Source organism: Pseudomonas sp. RIT357, assembly GCF_000632245.1.
GTDB classification, from domain to species: domain Bacteria; phylum Pseudomonadota; class Gammaproteobacteria; order Pseudomonadales; family Pseudomonadaceae; genus Aquipseudomonas; species Aquipseudomonas sivasensis.
The window spans coordinates 162,135-178,672 of sequence record NZ_JFYX01000047.1 but is presented as its reverse complement, the minus strand read 5'-3'; the positions used below and the strand labels follow the sequence as shown (position 1 = coordinate 178,672).

Below are 16,538 nucleotides of genomic sequence, written 5' to 3'. Positions count from 1 at the left end.
TTCAGCCCTGGGTAAAGATAAAGTCGGCGGGCAGCAGCTCGCGCAGACGCGAACGAATGGCGACCAGTTGCTCTTCAGTGTACGGCTGGGCCGGATGCTTGCCCCACACTGGAGCAGGCCAGGCAGCGTCATCACGCTTGCGTACGATCACATGCACATGCAATTGGCTGACGACGTTGCCCAGCGCGCCAATGTTCATCTTGTCGGCGGCCAACCCTTCGTTCAGCCACTGCGCCAAGGCCGTGGTCTCTTGCCACAGGGTATGTTGATCTGCGACATCCAGCTGAAACACTTCGCTGATACCGTTGATACGCGGCACCAGGATGAACCAGGGGTAGTTCGAATCATTGGACAGCAGCAGGCGGCACAGCGGGAAGTCCCCGATGACCAGTGTGTCTTGTTGCAAACGTTGATCTAAGGCGAACACCACGGCACTCCTTTCGGCAGGTCAGTTTCAGGCGCCAGCATACCTTTGAACGCGCCAGGCTTCACGGCGAATGGCAGCAACGTAACGCAAACCGATAAAAACCTGCACTCTTAAGAGGCAGGCAAATATTTGAGCTACGCTAATCCGGGCCTTTCAAGGGCGCACCAAAATGACCCACTTGTGCATCAAAGGGATCCGCCGACTACCCACTTGTAGGGTGAACCGGTAACGTTTTTCTCTGGCACAGTGTTTTAGTACCACCGAACAGGCGTAACCCATGCACGTCAAGCCCAAACAAAACGGCGTAAAAACCCCGTACTTATGAGGTTTTTACACGCCCACCACGCTTTTCACGAAAAAATGACATTCGGTTACCGGTTTGGGCGCGCTTGTTGCATTCACACTCACATCGTCGGCAACGACACCCGTTTGGAAGCAGGTGTTTCGCGATAAAAGAACAGCAGCGTTTCGATGCGCCCCACGGAAGGTTTCAAACTTCGAAAGAGGTCTGAAAACAGCATTGAAGTTGTCAGTCCCGTAACATTCAGGACTGTGAATTTGCGACATGGACCTAGCAATTTACGACAGCCTCGTAAAGAAGCTGAAAGGAAAGTTTGGTAAGTATCGTCATTAGAGTCTGCGTGATATAACTTTGCGCCGACACAAAAAAGAAAGAGCCGCCCAGATAAAAATACAGGTGGGACGGCAGTACTCTTCCGAAAACCAAAGGAGCAAATCACGATGCGCGTGATGAAGTGGAGCATGATCGCCCTGGCTGTTTCTGCAGGCACCTCGCAGTTCGCAATCGCGTCCTCTCAGGACGACGCAAAGGGCTTTATCGAAGATAGCACCCTGACCGCGAAAACCCGTGCAATGTACATGAACCGTGACTACAAGGACGGCGTGGGTAACGTGCGTCGTGGTAACGGTACCTACACCACCGGCACCGACGACAAAGTCAGCGGCTACCGTCAAGACACCGGTATCAGCGAGTTGCTCACCTACCAATCCGGCTTCACCCAAGGCACCGTCGGCTTCGGCGTCGATGCCATGGCCATGGGCAGCTATAAGCTTGATGGCGGTGCGGGCCGTGCCGGTAACGGTCTGTTCGCAACCAATGGCGCTGGCGAGCCAGAATCCACTCAGTCCAAAGTGGCTGGGGCAGCGAAACTCCGCATCTCCGACACCGTGCTGAAATATGGTAACCAGTTCGTATCCAGCCCGGTTTTCACTACCGACGACGGCCGTCTGCTGCCTGAAGTCGCCACCGGCACCTTGATCACCAGCAACGAGATCAAAGGTCTGGAATTGACCGCTGGCCGCTTCACCGCACTGAGCGCGCAAACCGGCATGGGCCGTGACAGCATCAACGGTCGCAGCCGTGTTACCGGCAAGCAAAACCCAGGGCTGAGTGCAGCGAATATCGCTGGCTTTACCTACTCGGGCCTTGAGAACTTCATTTTCGCGTTCCACGCCTCCGATGTTGAAGACTACTGGAAGAAGCAGTACGTCAACGTCTTCTACACCCTGCCGCTGAGCGACAAGCAATCGTTGAGTTTCGACTTCAACGGCTACCGCAGCAAGGACGACGGCAAAAAGCTGAACGGCGACCTGGACAACCGCGTCTGGAGCCTGGCAGCTGCGTATAGCATCGACGCACACAAGTTCACCCTGGCTTACCAGCAGTCCTCTGGTAAAACCGGTTACAACTACGGTGTCGACGGTGGCGGTACCGTTTACCTGGCCAACTCCGTGCAAATCTCCGACTTCGTTGGCGAAGACGAGAAGTCCTGGCAGGCTCGCTACGACCTGAACATGGCCTCGTTCGGCGTGCCAGGTCTGAGCTTCATGACCCGTTACACTCGCGGTAGCAACGTTACCGTTGCAGATTCCAGCGATGGTAAAGAGCACGAGTGGGACGTGGAAGCCAAGTACGTACTGCAAGAAGGCCCGGCCAAAGGTCTGTCCTTCCGCGTTCGTAACGCAATCTACAGCGGCACCAACAGCGATTACCGCGCGACCAACTACGACAACCTGGTCGACACCCGTGTGATCGTAGAATACCCACTGAGCATCTTGTAATTTCAGTGGTCAGCTGATTGCGCTAACGCGTAACGCTAATAAAAACCGGCGCCCTTAATCAGGTCGCCGGTTTTTTTATGACCTACAAAAAGCGCTTCAATTTTACATAGCAAGCTAACTAAGAAACCTAGGCTTACTAGTTGTGTTACTCGGCGTCGATTAAAACTTGATAGTTGCCAAAGGGGAGTGACAAAAAACAAGGGGCATGAAGCCCCTTGTCTTTAACAGAAATAGCTGACCAAGCGGCCAAGTTAATAAAGCAACTGATTACACTGCTGCTTCCTGAACCACACGAATAACCCGTTGCGGAAACGGAATATCAATCCCCGCCGCCTTTAAACGATCACGCGCCAGTTCATTGAGCATGAAGACTACATCCCAATAATCCGGGGTTTTGGTCCAGCAACGCAGGGAAACCGTGATAGAGCTATCGCCCAAGGTCGAGACCACCGCCACCGCGGCAGGATCAGTCAGTACGCGGGGATCTTTTGACAGTTCCAGAAGCACGTCACGGGCTTTTTGCAGGTCGGCGTCATAATCCACGCCCACATCAAACACCACCTTGCGGGTCGGCTGACGGTTGGTGTTGGTGATGATGCCGTTGGACAGGATGCCGTTAGGTACGATCACGGTCTTGTTGTCGCCAGTGCGCAGCACGGTGTGGAAGATCTGGATGCTGTCGACAGTGCCCGAGGTGCCTTGGGCTTCGATCCAGTCACCAATGCGGAATGGGCGGAACAACAGAATCAGCACGCCACCGGCGAAGTTGGCCAGGCTGCCCTGCAATGCCAGGCCAATGGCCAGGGTCGCGGCACCGATGGCCGCCACGAACGAGGTAGTCGCCACGCCGATCATCGAGGCCACGCTGACAATCAGCATAACCTTAAGCGCAATGTTCGCCAGGCTGGTGATGAAGTGTTGCAGTGCCAGGTCCGCGTTACGCAGAGCCAGCAAGCGACCTACACGGTGGGTCAATACGTTGATCAGCCACCAGCCAATGGCCAGGGTAATCACTGCCAGTAGTACTCGGCTGCCGTATTCCATGATCATCGGGATCCACGACTGTGAGGTCTTGATCAGGTGATCCACTTCAGCATTGAAATCCATCTATCGTCTCCTGTTTGGCGGATGTGCGGCTTTATTGACGGCCTAAAAACGCAAATGAGCCCCGTAGGGCTCAGGTGCAGGCACAGGTTATGGGGCGTGGGACGTCAAAATCGCCCGCTGGTTCCCCAAAATGCCATCAGTCGCGGAAGTTATTGAACTGCAGCGGCATGTCAAAGGTTTTGGCGCGCAGGGCAGCGATGGCCTCTTGCAGGTCATCACGTTTCTTGCCAGTGACGCGAACCTGCTCACCTTGGATGGCCGCCTGGACTTTCAGCTTGGCGTCCTTGATATGGGCGACGATCTTCTTCGCCAGTTCCTTGTCGATGCCTTCCTTTAACACTGCTTCCTGCTTCATCAGCTTGCCGGAAGCGTAGGCGTCCTTGATTTCAAGGCACTGTGCATCGATCTTGCGCTTGACCAGCGACAACTTGAGGATCTCGATCATCGCTTCCAGCTGGAAATCGGCTTCAGCGGTCAGGTTGACGGTCAGTTCCTTTTCCTTGAACTCGAAGCTGCCCTTGCCCTTCAGGTCATAGCGACGGTCCAGCTCCTTGACGGCGTTCTCGACGGCGTTGGTGACTTCGTGTTTGTCCAGTTCAGATACCACGTCGAACGAAGGCATGTGATTTCTCCAATATAAGGGGCGGGTTCAGTAGAGATGGAGCGCGCCCGAGCTAAAATACCGGGGCATTATAGCGGTTCTTTCGCCCCGTTCACCGCAGGCGACCCTACGGAGCACAAACTGATGTCGACCACCTGGCATATTCTCGGCGCCGGCAGCCTTGGCACACTCTGGGCCACGCGCTTGGCTCGCGCCGGCCTGCCCGTGAGGATGATCCTGCGCGATAAGGCGCGCCTTGCCAGCTATCAGGCCGGTAAGGGGCTGACGTTGGTCGAACACGGTATAGAAAAGACTTATCCGGTGATTGGCGAAACGCCTGACAACCCCGAGCCGATTCATCGCCTGCTGGTTGCGTGCAAAGCCTACGACGCCCAGAGCGCCGTCGCACATTTGCAGCATCGCCTGTCGCCACACGCCGAGCTGGTCCTTTTGCAAAACGGCCTTGGCAGCCAGGACGCAGTGGTTGCTCAGTTCCCCCAAGCACGCTGCATCTTCGCCTCCAGCACCGAAGGCGCGTTTCGCGACGGCGATTGGCGCGTAGTGTTTGCAGGCCATGGCTACACCTGGCTGGGAGATGCAGCCCACCCTGCCCCACCGCTGTGGCTGAACGACCTTCACGCCGCCGGGATCCCCCACGAATGGAGCACCGACATTCTGACCCGGCTATGGCGCAAGCTCGCGCTCAATTGCGCGATCAACCCGCTGACCGTGCTTTACCAGTGCCGCAACGGAGAACTGCAAACCCATCAATGCGAAGTGGCAACCCTGTGCGCTGAACTCGGTGAGCTGCTGGAATGTTGCGGCCAACCCGACGCCGCGCTGGACCTGCAACACGAAGTGGAACGGGTGATCCACGCCACAGCCGCTAACTACTCCTCCATGTACCAGGACGTCGCCAACGCCCGCCGCACCGAAATCAGTTACCTGTTGGGCTATGCTTGCCAGGCGGCCGCACGCCACCAATTGAACCTGCCGCATTTGCAGCAGTTGCAGGTGCGTTTGATTGATCAGTTAGTTGCACGCGGATTGCCCCGCGACTGAACCACGCGCTACCCTGCCCGCCTGTCTATCACCTGGGATAACCCTGATGCCGCTGCGCCAGCGCCTCGAAAATCTACCGGTTGGGCAGAAACTGCTGGCCGCCCTGTTGGTGTTGTTGACCACCGTATTGCTGGTGGCCAACCTGACCTTTATCAGCGCTGCGTACTGGATTTCCCAGGAAAGCATGGCACCTCAGGCGTTGCAGGCCATCGGTCGCCTGGTATCCAACCCGGGCCTCGCCGCCGAAGCACTCGAATCCCCCGCCCAAGCCGATGCCCTGCTCAGTGAGCTGACCAGCTATTCGCCATTACGCGCCGCCGCCCTGTATGACGGCGAAGGCAACCGCCTGGCGCAGATGCAACACGGTGATCGCCTGCACTTGCCGGACAACTATCGGCATATCGAGGCGTGGCGTGTTACCGAGTTTCGCAGTAACCAGATCATCACCCTGCCCCGCGCAGGCCAGCCTTCCGGGCATTTGCTGCTGGTGGCCAGCAGCGAACTGCCGGTGGCCTTCTACACCGGCACGCTGACGGCCAGCCTGGGTATCCTGATTTTCAGTGTGCTGCTATGGCTGATCATCGCCCGGCAGATCAAGCGCCTGATTACCCGGCCGATCCACGAATTGGAAGAACTGTCGCGCCAAGTAACCCGCGAAGAGAACTACGCCCTGCGCGCCGGCCGTGGTAACCGCGATGAAATCGGCAGCCTGGCCGAAGCCTTCAACACCATGCTGTCGCGTATCGAAGCTCGCGAACAGCAGCTCAAGCGCGCACGGGACGACTCCCAGGCCGCTTACGACCAAGCCCAAGGCCTGGCCGAAGAAACACGCCATACCAACCGAAAGTTGGAGCTGGAAGTCCAGGTTCGCAGCAAGATCGAGAAAAAACTCACCGGTTTTCAAAACTACCTGAACAGCATCATCGACTCGATGCCCTCGGCGTTGATCGCCCTGGACGAACAACTCTACGTCACCCAGTGGAACCAGGAGGCCAGCGCGCTTTCCGGTACGCGTCTGGATGAAGCGCTGAATCAGCCGATCTACCTCGCTTTTCAACCGCTCAAGCCGTACCTGCCGCAGATCAAGGCTACGGTGGAGCAGCACACGGTAGAACGCATCGAGCGTGTCACCTGGATCAAGGATGATGAACCCAAGCATTACGCCCTGACCTTCTACCCGCTGATGGGCGGTGCCGGGCGGGGCGTGGTGATCCGTATCGACGACATAACTCAGCGTCTGTCCCTGGAAGAAATGATGGTGCAGTCGGAAAAAATGCTCTCGGTCGGTGGGCTTGCCGCCGGTATGGCTCACGAGATCAACAATCCGCTGGGGGCGATCCTGCATAACGTGCAGAACATCCGGCGCCGGCTGTCGTCCGATCTACCCAAAAACCTGGAATTCGCCGAGCAGGCAGGTATCGAACTGGAAAAGATCAACCGCTACCTAGAAGGCCGTGAGGTGCCACAACTGCTGGATGGCATCCAGCAAGCCGGTGCGCGAGCGGCCAAGATCGTCACTCACATGCTCAGCTTCAGCCGCCGCAGCAACCGGCAGATGGCGCCTTGCGACCTGCCGGCGCTGATCGACCAGGCCGTGGAAATTGCCGGTAACGACTTCGATCTGGCCATCGGTTTCGACTTCAAGGGCCAGGCGATCATTCGTCAGTTCGACCCCCAATTGGGCCCGGTGCCCGGCACTGCCAACGAGCTGGAACAAGTACTGCTCAACCTGCTGAAAAACGCAGCCCAGGCCATTCATCTGCGTGAAGACGATCGCGAACCGGGGCGCATCATCCTGCGCACACGTCTTAACCCGCCGTGGGCAGAGATTCAGGTGGAAGACAACGGTATCGGCATGAGTGAGAACGTACGTAAACGCACTTTTGAGCCGTTCTTCACCACCAAAGAGATCGGCCAGGGCACTGGGCTGGGGCTTTCGGTTTCGTACTTCATCGTCACCAACAACCACAAAGGGCAGATGGAGGTGCATTCCACCCTCGGTCAAGGCACCTGTTTTACCCTGCGCTTACCCTTGGCGGGCAGCCAACTGCCGCCCAATGAACTGACCCAACTGGAGCACTGACCATGGGCTTTCGCCTGTCGAAGATTTACACCCGTACTGGAGACACAGGCGAAACCGGCCTCGGCGACGGTCGCCGTGTACCCAAGGACCACCCGCGAGTTGAGGCCATCGGTGAAGTCGATTCGCTGAACAGCCAACTGGGATTATTACTGGCGGGCCTGGAAGAGCAGAGTGGCAAGCATCCGGAACTCAAAGATGTGATCGAGGTACTGACCCCATGCCAACATCGATTATTCGACCTCGGCGGTGAGCTGGCGATGCCGGTGTACAAGGCGCTGAACGCAGCGGAAGTGGATCGGCTGGAGGCCGCGATTGATCGCTGGAATGAAGAGGTCGGGCCGCTGGAAAACTTCATCCTGCCCGGTGGCTCGGCGTTGATCGCCCAGGCCCATGTGTGTCGCAGCCTGGCACGCAGTGCGGAGCGGCGCTGTCAGCACCTCAACGCGGTGGAGCCGTTAGAGGGAGTGGGGTTGGCGTATATCAATCGGCTGTCGGATTTGCTGTTTGTGGCAGCGCGGGTGATTGCCAGTCGCCAGGGGATTGCGGAGATTTTGTGGCAGGCGGCGGCTAAGCCACACTGATCATGATTCGCTGACTGGAAGGGCCTGATCGGGGGGCAAGTCGAATCGTCGCACCCGATGAGGCCCGCCAGAGCAGCTTCAAACTTGTGGCCAGAACGCCCTGATACCCGCTACACCCTGAGCCCCAGCTTCCCAAGCCTGTTCCCGATCAGCAGGTCCAACCCCACCCAACAGAAACACCGGTTTGCTGAACCCACGGATCAACTCTGCCGCCTGCTCCCAACCCAAAGGCTGGGCATCAGGGTGGGTCTGGGTCGGCTGCACCGGCGACAGCGTGACAAAATCCACGTCCATCATTTCTGCCAGCGCCAGTTCTTCAGCGTTGTGGCAGGAAGCAGCCAACCAACGGTCTTTCGGCAGCGGCCGGCCCTTGCTCGCGTATTTGCGCAGTTGCGCCGAGGTCATGTGCCAGCCGGCGGCAGGAAAATCCCCCAGCCATTCAAACGGTCCTTTAAGCATCAACTGCGCCTTGCCAGCGCACAGACCCACCGCATCTACCGCGAGGTCGCGGTATTTGGGGTCGTAACCGTTCGGCGCACGCAGTTGGACCAGCTTGATGCCGCCCGCGACAGCCTTCTGAATCCCGCGTAACAGCGTCGGGGTTTCGAGTTCGCCGGGGGTGATCAGGTAATCGGCAGGCAAGCGCGCGGCGGCAACGATTGGAGCGTTAGCGGCCGGGAACTCGTAGTTGAGCAAATCCCGAGGCGCCACCCATTCCAGGGGTTGCCCTTCGACACCATGGGGCTCGCCGGTAAAAGCCGAGACTTCCCAGACATCCAGCAAGACCTGCTTGTCCGGGTAGTCATGCTGCACCTTGATCAACGGCCGAGCCGTGGCGACCTGGATACCCAGTTCTTCCTGTAATTCACGGGACAGGGCCGTGGCCACCGACTCACCGGCCTCCACCTTGCCACCGGGAAACTCCCAGAGACCGCCCTGATGCTGGGTATCCGCGCGGCGCGCCAGCAGGATCCTGCCGTCGACACCGCGGATCACCGCTGCTGCTACATGCACTCGTTTCACCGCGGTTATCCTCTTCTATCAGGTACGGTATTCCGCGTTGATCTTCACGTACTCGTGGGACAGGTCGGTGGTCCAGATGGTTTCGCTGCAATCGCCGCGGCCCAACTCGATGCGGATGGTGATTTCTTCCTGCTGCATCACCGCCGAGCCCTGTGCTTCGGTATAGCTCTCGGCACGAGCGCCACGGCTGGCGATGCACACGTCACCGAGGAACACGTCGATCTTGCTCACGTCCAGATCCGGCACACCAGCACGGCCAACGGCGGCGAGGATGCGGCCCCAGTTGGGGTCGGAGGCGAACAGTGCCGTCTTGATCAGCGGCGAGTGGGCCACGGTGTAGCCGACATCCAGGCATTCCTGGTGATTGCCGCCGCCGTTGACTTCAACCGTCACGAACTTGGTGGCGCCTTCGCCGTCACGCACGATGGCCTGGGCCACGTCCATGCACACTTCGAACACAGCCTGCTTCAATGCCGCAAACAGCGGGCCGCTGGCCTCGGTAATTTCCGGCAGATCAGCTTTGCCGGTAGCGATCAGCATGCAGCAATCGTTGGTCGAGGTATCGCCATCGATGGTAATGCGGTTGAACGACTTGTTGGCGCCGTCGAGGATCAGGCTGTGCAGCACGTCGCGGGAAACTTTGGCGTCGGTAGCAATGTAGCCGAGCATGGTTGCCATGTTCGGGCGGATCATGCCCGCGCCTTTACTGATACCGGTCACGGTGACGGTCACGCCGTCGTGCACGAACTGACGGCTCGCGCCTTTCGGCAGGGTATCCGTGGTCATGATGCCAGTGGCGGCGGCCGCCCAGTTATCCACAGACAGGTCGTCCAACGCGGCCTGCAAGGCGCCTTCGATTTTCTCAACCGGCAGCGGCTCGCCGATGACACCGGTGGAGTAAGGCAACACTTGGCTGGCATCCACGCCAGTCAACTGGGCCAGCTTGGCGCAGGTACGCGCAGCAGCGACCAGACCAGGCTCACCGGTGCCTGCGTTGGCATTGCCAGTGTTAGTCAGCAGGTAACGGATGGAGCCGGCAACGCGCTGCTTGGCCAGGATCACCGGAGCGGCACAGAAGGCGTTGAGGGTGAAAACGCCGGCGACGGTCGAACCTTCGGCACAGCGCATCACCACCACATCCTTGCGTCCCGGGCGCTTGATGCCGGCCGACGCGATACCGAGCTCAAAACCGGCAACCGGGTGCAATGTGGGCAAAGGACCAAGACCAACAGCCATGAACGCGCTCCTTAAAAAATAGATGATGTCTGTGCCGTCGTGATCGACGGTGAAATTAATGGCAAAACGCCGCGACGGCAGAGGCCGGTCGCGGCGCGAGGTATTGCAGCGTCAGGCGAAAATCTTATTCGATCTGGCCGTGGCAGTGTTTGAATTTCTTGCCCGAACCGCAGTAGCACAGTTCGTTGCGGCCCAGCTTCTGGTCATTGCGAACCGGCGCCTGAGCCAAGGCCACATCAACCTCTTCGCCCAACACCTCAGGCGCTTCCAGACCCGGCGCTTCGTCGTGCTGGAACTGCATGCGCGCAGCCAGTGCCTCGGCTTCCTGACGCAGGCGAGCTTCTTCCTCGATCGGGTCTTCGCGGCGCACCTGAACGTGGGACAGCACGCGAATCGAATCGCGCTTGATCGAATCCAGCAACTCGGAGAACAGCGTGAACGACTCGCGCTTGTACTCTTGCTTCGGGTTCTTCTGGGCGTAACCACGCAGGTGGATGCCGTGACGCAGGTGGTCCATGGTCGACAGGTGGTCTTTCCACAGGTCGTCCAGCACGCGCAGTACGATTTGTTTCTCGAAGGTGCGCAGTGCTTCGGCACTCGCCTGCTCTTCTTTCTCGTTGTACGCGGCCAGCAGCTCGGCCATCAGCTTCTCGCGCAGCGTCTCTTCGTACAGGTGATCGTCTTCGTCGAGCCATTGCTGGACCGGCAAGTCGACACCGAAGTCGCTCTTCAACGCGGCTTCCAGACCAGCAACATCCCACTGCTCTGGCAGGGACTGTGGCGGGATGTGTGCACTGACGGTCGCGTTGAGCACGTCCTGACGGAAATCGGCGATGGTCTCGCCAATGTTGTCAGCGGCCAGCAACGTGTTACGCATGTGATAAATCACTTTACGCTGTTCGTTGTTGACGTCATCGAACTCAAGCAGTTGCTTACGAATATCGAAGTTACGGCCTTCAACCTTGCGCTGGGCCTTCTCGATGGCGTTGGTCACCATACGGTGCTCGATCGCTTCACCGGACTGCATACCCAAGGCTTTCATGAAGTTCTTCACCCGATCCGAGGCGAAGATGCGCATCAGGCTGTCTTCCAGAGACAGGTAGAAGCGGCTGGAACCGGCGTCACCCTGACGGCCGGCACGACCACGCAGTTGGTTGTCGATACGGCGCGATTCGTGACGCTCGGACGCGATCACCTGCAAACCACCGGATTCGAGCACTGCCTGGTGGCGTTTCTGCCAGTCAGCCTTGATCTGGGCGATCTGCTCAGGGGTAGGGTTGTCCAGGGAGGCGACTTCCACTTCCCAGTTACCGCCCAACAGGATGTCAGTACCACGACCGGCCATGTTGGTGGCGATAGTCAGTGCGCCTGGGCGACCGGCCTGGGCAATGATCTCAGCTTCTTTTTCGTGGAACTTGGCGTTAAGAACCTTGTGCTCGATACCTTCCTTGTTGAGCAGGTTAGACACGTGCTCGGAAGTCTCGATGGTGGCGGTACCCACCAGAATCGGGCGGCCCTGGGCCATGCCGTCCTTGATGTCGTTGATGATCGCCGCGTACTTCTCTTCGGCGGTCAGGAACACCAGGTCATTGAAATCTTTACGCGCCAGCGGCTTGTTCGGTGGGATCACCATCACGGCCAGGTTGTAAATCTGGTGGAATTCGAACGCTTCGGTGTCCGCAGTACCGGTCATGCCGGACAGTTTGTTATACAGACGGAAGTAGTTCTGGAAGGTGGTGGAGGCCAACGTCTGGCTTTCGGCCTGAATGTTGAGCATTTCCTTGGCTTCGATGGCCTGGTGCAGGCCTTCGGACAGACGACGACCCGGCATGGTACGGCCGGTGTGTTCGTCAACCAATACCACTTGGCCATCTTGCACAATGTATTCGACGTTGCGATGGAACAGCTTGTGGGCGCGCAGGCCCGCATACACGTGGGTCAACAGGCCCAGGTTGTGCGCCGAGTACAGGCTCTCGCCCTCAGCCAGCAGGCCGATCTGGGTCAGCATGTCTTCGACGAACTGGTGACCGGCTTCGTTGAGTTCGACCTGGCGGGTCTTCTCGTCGATGGAGAAGTGACCTTCTTTGGTCACAACGCCTTCCACTTCTTCGATGTGCTGCTCCAGACGCGGGATCAACTTGTTGATCTCGGTGTACAGGCGCGAGCTGTCTTCGGCCTGGCCGGAGATGATCAGTGGGGTACGGGCTTCGTCGATGAGAATGGAGTCGACTTCGTCGATCACGGCAAAGTTGAGTTCACGCTGGAATTTTTCATCCATGCTGAACGCCATGTTGTCGCGCAGGTAGTCGAAACCGAATTCGTTGTTGGTGCCGTAGGTAATGTCGCACGCGTAAGCCGCGCGCTTCTCTTCCGGCGGCTGGAACGGCGTTACTACGCCGACGGTCAGGCCGAGATACTCATACAGCGGGCGCATCCAGTTGGCGTCCCGGCGAGCCAGGTAGTCGTTCACCGTCACAACGTGCACGCCCTTGCCGGACAGTGCGTTGAGGTAAACACCCAGAGTAGCTACCAGGGTCTTGCCTTCACCGGTACGCATTTCGGCAATCATGCCTTCATGCAAGGTCATGCCGCCGATCAACTGGACGTCGAAGTGGCGCATGCCCATGACACGCTTACCGGCTTCACGGGCAACCGCAAAGGCTTCGGGAAGCAGCTTGTCGAGGGTTTCACCTTTGGCTATGCGGGCCTTGAACTCTTGGGTCTTGGCGCGCAATTGCTCGTCCGACAGGGCAACCATCTGCTCTTCGAAGGCATTGACCAGCTGCACCGTCTTGAGCATGCGTTTGACTTCGCGCTCATTCTTGCTTCCAAAAAGTTTCTTTAACAAAGGCGCAAACATATCGGCAGGTTCTTCCACACATAGGGATGGAGGGCGCACCGTGAGTGGCCCGAGCAGCCCTCACGGCCGCATGCGAACGCGCATTCTACCCGGAATCGTGGGTGAGGAAAGTGGCGTTGTTCCCCGATGCTGGCATGGTGCTGTGAGAGGGCTTGTTTAAAATAAGGGCTTTTGCGCGAACTTCAACCCATGGAGCCGATTGATTTCCTGGGAAACCGCCCGGCAATGCATTGTCAGGGGCCCCGCAGACGCATTCTGCTAAGATGGCCGCTCTGTTACTTAAGGTGTCCAATCATGGCATTTCGCCCTCTTACAGCCCGCGCGCCCAGCGTGTTGCTTCGCGAAGCCAAGCCGCTGAAAGCCATCTTTGGCCATGCGCAACGCTTGGGCCATTTGCAACGCCTGCTCGAAAGCCAACTACAACCCGCCGCCCGCGAGCATTGCCACGTGGCGTCGTGGCGTGAAGGTAATTTGCTATTGATTGTCACCGACGGTCATTGGGCGACCCGTTTGCGATATCAGCAAAAACGCCTGCAGCGTCAATTGATGGCATTCGATGAGTTCGCCAGCTTGACGCGTATCCAGTTCAAGGTACAGCCACCGACCGTGCAGCAAGGCGCAGTCGGACACACTCTGGACCTGTCGGAGCATGCGGCCGAGACGATTCAGGCCACGGCCGACGGCATCAACGATCCAGGCTTGCGCGCCGCGCTTGAGCGCTTGGCCGCCCATGGCAAGCCCAAGGCCTGAGGCACTACTTGCGCTTACTGCCGCCCAGCAAAGACCCCAACAAACCACGCACCAATTGACGCCCCATCTGGTTGGCCGCCTGCTGCATCGCTGACTTCAGCGCCTTGCCTGCGGTTGTTCCAAGGAACGCCCCAGCTTTGTCTGTGAAGCTGGGCTCCTCGGCGCCCTGCCGGGGCTCTTCGTTAGGCCCAAGCTCCTTGCGCGCCATCAACACTTCATAGGCGGACTCCCGATCAATCGGCTTGTCATAGCGACCCTGCAACGGTGAAGTGGCCACCAATGCGGCACGCTCTGCCGCACTGAGCGGCCCGATGCGCGATTGCGGCGGCGCGACCAATACGCGCTGAACGACCTCCGGCGTGCCTTTTTCCTGCAGCGTACCCACCAATGCCTCACCGGTGCCCAGCTCAGTCAAAACCGATAACGCATCGAATGTCGGGTTGGGGCGGAAGCCGTCCGCTACCGCCCGCAAGGATTTCTGCTCTTTCGTGGTGAACGCCCGCAGGCCGTGCTGCACCCGTAAACCGAGTTGCGCCAGTACGGTATCCGGCAAGTCGCCCGGCGATTGAGTGACGAAATACACCCCCACCCCCTTGGAACGAATCAGCCGCACCACTTGCTCCAAGCGATCTTGCAAAGCCTTGGGAGTGTCGGCAAACAAGAGATGCGCTTCGTCGAAGAACAGCGCCAGCAGCGGTTTGTCCGCATCACCGCGCTCCGGAAGTTGTTCGAACAATTCTGCCAACAGCCACAACAGGAAGGTCGCATACACCTTCGGCGCTTCATGCACCAGGCGGCTAGCGTCCAACAAGTGAATACGTCCGCGCCCATCGCCTGTGGGCTGCAAGATGTCTTCAAGCTGCAAGGCCGGCTCACCAAACAACGCCTCGGCACCCTGCTGTTCCAAGACAGCCAAGCGCCGCAACAGCGCCTGACTGGAGCCTGTGGTCATCAGCGCCGCGTCTTCGCCAAGCAGTTCCGGGTGGTAGCGAAGGTGATTGAGAAGTGCCTTGAGATCCTTGAGATCCAGCAGCAATAGGCCTTCGCGATCCGCCACCTTGAATGCGGCATAAAGGGCCGACTGCTGGCTGTCAGTCAGCTCCAACAAACTGCCAAGCAACAACGGCCCCATCTCACTGATGGTGGTGCGCAACGGATGACCGGACTGCCCATGGATATCCCACAGCGTGACGGGGTAAGCCTTGGCCGTGTAATTAAGGAAAGGCATCCCGGCAATACGCTCGGCCACCTTGCCCTGAGGGTTGGCGGCGGCACCCAGGCCACAGAGGTCGCCTTTGATATCAGCCGCAAATACCGCGACGCCCGCATCACTGAAGGCTTCGGCCAGGCGTTGCAACGTGACGGTCTTGCCTGTGCCCGTGGCGCCGGCGATCAACCCGTGGCGGTTGGCAAGGCGCATGGCCTGGGCAATTGGCTGGCCATCAAGACCGGCACCGATAAGAAGTTGTGTGGAGTCAGGCATTTCGTCACCCATGGTTAATCTTTAGTGCCGCCAGGTCGATAAGAGAGATGTGAGACCCATAAAGTCTAAAAATCGCTCAGATATCTCCTACAGGGACCAACGGAAATATCAAACTTTTTTTACGCTACCCTTCCGCGTGTTCCACAAGGACGCGCTTTGGATATTAAGACCTTAGCGGACCCTTCAAGCTATGAATAAAAATCTGCGTTTCAGCCACAAGATCCTGCTTGCAGCCTCCCTTATCGTCATCGCGGCCTTCGCTCTATTCACCCTCTACAACGACTACCTGCAACGTAACGCCATTCGTGAAGACCTCAACAGCTACCTGCACGAAATGGGCGATGTCACCGCAAGCAACATTCAAACCTGGCTCACCGGGCGTATTGCGCTGGTGGAAAACGCTGCACAAAACATCGCTATCAACCCTGAGCCTTCGACAGTTGCCAGCCTGCTGGAACAGAAAACCCTGACGTCGTCCTTCATGGCAACCTACGTTGGTGACAGCAAAGGGGCCTTCACCATCCGCCCCGACACCAAGATGCCGGATGGCTTCGACCCACGTGTTCGCCCCTGGTACAAGGGCGCCCAGAGCAGCAACGGCTCGACCCTGACCGAGCCGTATATCGACGCCGCTACAGGTCAATTGATCATTTCCATCGCCACCCCCAGCGCCAAAGGCGGCCAGAGCATTGGCGTGGTGGGCGGCGACCTGAGCCTGCAAACCCTGGTGGATAACATTGGCGCGCTGAACTTCGGTGGCATGGGCTACGCGTTCCTGGTCAGCGCCGACGGCAAAGTGCTGGTACACCCGGACAAAAGCCTGGTGATGAAAACCCTGGCCGACATGTATCCCAAAAACACGCCGAAGATCAGCGGCGATTTCAGTGAAGTTCAAGCCAATGGCAAGGACAACATCGTGACCTTCACACCGATCAAAGGCCTGCCGTCGGTGAACTGGTACCTGGGTATTTCGGTGGATAAAGACAAATCCTTCGCCATGCTCAGCGAATTTCGCACCTCAGCGGTGATCGCCACGATCATTGCCGTAGTGATCATCATTGCCCTGCTGGGCATGCTGATTCGCGTCCTGCTGCAACCGCTGCATGTGATGACCCGCGCCATGCAGGACATCGCCGACGGCGAAGGTGACCTGACGCGTCGCCTGACCATCCAGAACCACGATGAGTTCGGCATCCTGGGTAATGCCTTCAACAGCTTCGTGGAGCGTATTCACACGTCCATC

At 58.4% G+C, this 16,538-nt stretch carries 12 protein-coding genes and 1 pseudogene; 6 read left to right on the top strand and 7 right to left on the bottom strand.

Annotation, left to right across the window (positions count from 1 at the left end; translation table 11 throughout):
- Nucleotide 1: 1 nt before the first annotated feature.
- Nucleotides 2-427, bottom strand: coding sequence for an HIT domain-containing protein (locus tag BW43_RS03465; protein WP_032890903.1), 426 nt, complete (start codon nt 425-427; stop codon nt 2-4).
- A 741-nt stretch (nt 428-1,168) separates the two neighbouring features.
- On the opposite strand from BW43_RS03465, the gene BW43_RS03470 reads away from it, so the two are divergent.
- The gene (locus BW43_RS03470; protein ID WP_032890901.1) at nt 1,169-2,509 is read left to right on the top strand and encodes an OprD family porin; all 1,341 of its coding nucleotides are present in this window, start codon (nt 1,169-1,171) and stop codon (nt 2,507-2,509) included.
- A gap of 267 nt (nt 2,510-2,776) precedes the next feature.
- Here the strand turns inward: BW43_RS03470 and BW43_RS03475 are convergent, their stop codons facing one another.
- On the bottom strand, nt 2,777-3,616 hold the full coding sequence (locus BW43_RS03475) for a mechanosensitive ion channel family protein (RefSeq protein ID WP_032890899.1): 840 nt from the start codon (nt 3,614-3,616) through the stop codon (nt 2,777-2,779).
- 136 nt (nt 3,617-3,752) lie between these two features.
- Complete coding sequence (locus BW43_RS03480) at nt 3,753-4,238, bottom strand: YajQ family cyclic di-GMP-binding protein (protein WP_003175814.1); 486 nt, start codon at nt 4,236-4,238, stop codon at nt 3,753-3,755.
- 123 nt (nt 4,239-4,361) lie between these two features.
- On the opposite strand from BW43_RS03480, the gene BW43_RS03485 reads away from it, so the two are divergent.
- The 3 genes from BW43_RS03485 to BW43_RS03495 are packed head-to-tail and all read left to right on the top strand — an operon-like array spanning nt 4,362 to nt 7,943.
- The gene (locus BW43_RS03485) at nt 4,362-5,279 is read left to right on the top strand and encodes a putative 2-dehydropantoate 2-reductase (protein ID WP_032890897.1); all 918 of its coding nucleotides are present in this window, start codon (nt 4,362-4,364) and stop codon (nt 5,277-5,279) included.
- Nucleotides 5,280-5,325: 46 nt separating this feature from the next.
- Nucleotides 5,326-7,362: a HAMP domain-containing sensor histidine kinase gene (locus BW43_RS03490; protein ID WP_032890895.1), complete on the top strand. Its 2,037-nt coding sequence runs from the start codon at nt 5,326-5,328 to the stop codon at nt 7,360-7,362.
- Nucleotides 7,363-7,364: 2 nt separating this feature from the next.
- A complete protein-coding gene (locus BW43_RS03495) occupies nt 7,365-7,943 on the top strand; it encodes a cob(I)yrinic acid a,c-diamide adenosyltransferase (RefSeq protein WP_032890894.1) in 579 nt (192 codons plus the stop codon).
- Between the two features lie 78 nt (nt 7,944-8,021).
- Here the strand turns inward: BW43_RS03495 and BW43_RS03500 are convergent, their stop codons facing one another.
- From BW43_RS03500 to secA, 3 genes are all read right to left on the bottom strand, one after another.
- Nucleotides 8,022-8,966: a Nudix family hydrolase gene (locus BW43_RS03500; RefSeq protein ID WP_032890892.1), complete on the bottom strand. Its 945-nt coding sequence runs from the start codon at nt 8,964-8,966 to the stop codon at nt 8,022-8,024.
- An 18-nt stretch (nt 8,967-8,984) separates the two neighbouring features.
- Nucleotides 8,985-10,202, bottom strand: a complete 1,218-nt coding sequence (gene argJ, locus BW43_RS03505) for a bifunctional glutamate N-acetyltransferase/amino-acid acetyltransferase ArgJ (protein ID WP_032890890.1) — start codon at nt 10,200-10,202, stop codon at nt 8,985-8,987.
- Nucleotides 10,203-10,326: 124 nt separating this feature from the next.
- A complete protein-coding gene (gene secA / locus BW43_RS03510) occupies nt 10,327-13,062 on the bottom strand; it encodes a preprotein translocase subunit SecA (protein ID WP_032890888.1) in 2,736 nt (911 codons plus the stop codon).
- Between the two features lie 294 nt (nt 13,063-13,356).
- Between secA and BW43_RS03515 the strand changes: the two genes are divergently transcribed.
- A complete protein-coding gene (locus tag BW43_RS03515; RefSeq protein WP_032890886.1) occupies nt 13,357-13,812 on the top strand; it encodes a DUF721 domain-containing protein in 456 nt (151 codons plus the stop codon).
- 4 nt (nt 13,813-13,816) lie between these two features.
- Here BW43_RS03515 and BW43_RS03520 read toward each other — a convergent pair whose 3' ends face one another.
- Entirely contained in the window at nt 13,817-15,295 is a 1,479-nt protein-coding gene (locus BW43_RS03520; RefSeq protein ID WP_032891084.1) for a helicase HerA-like domain-containing protein, read from the bottom strand.
- 190 nt (nt 15,296-15,485) lie between these two features.
- On the opposite strand from BW43_RS03520, the pseudogene BW43_RS29675 reads away from it, so the two are divergent.
- Nucleotides 15,486-16,517: pseudogene (locus tag BW43_RS29675) on the top strand (cache domain-containing protein); the annotation flags it as partial.
- Between the last annotated feature and the right edge of the window lie 21 nt (nt 16,518-16,538).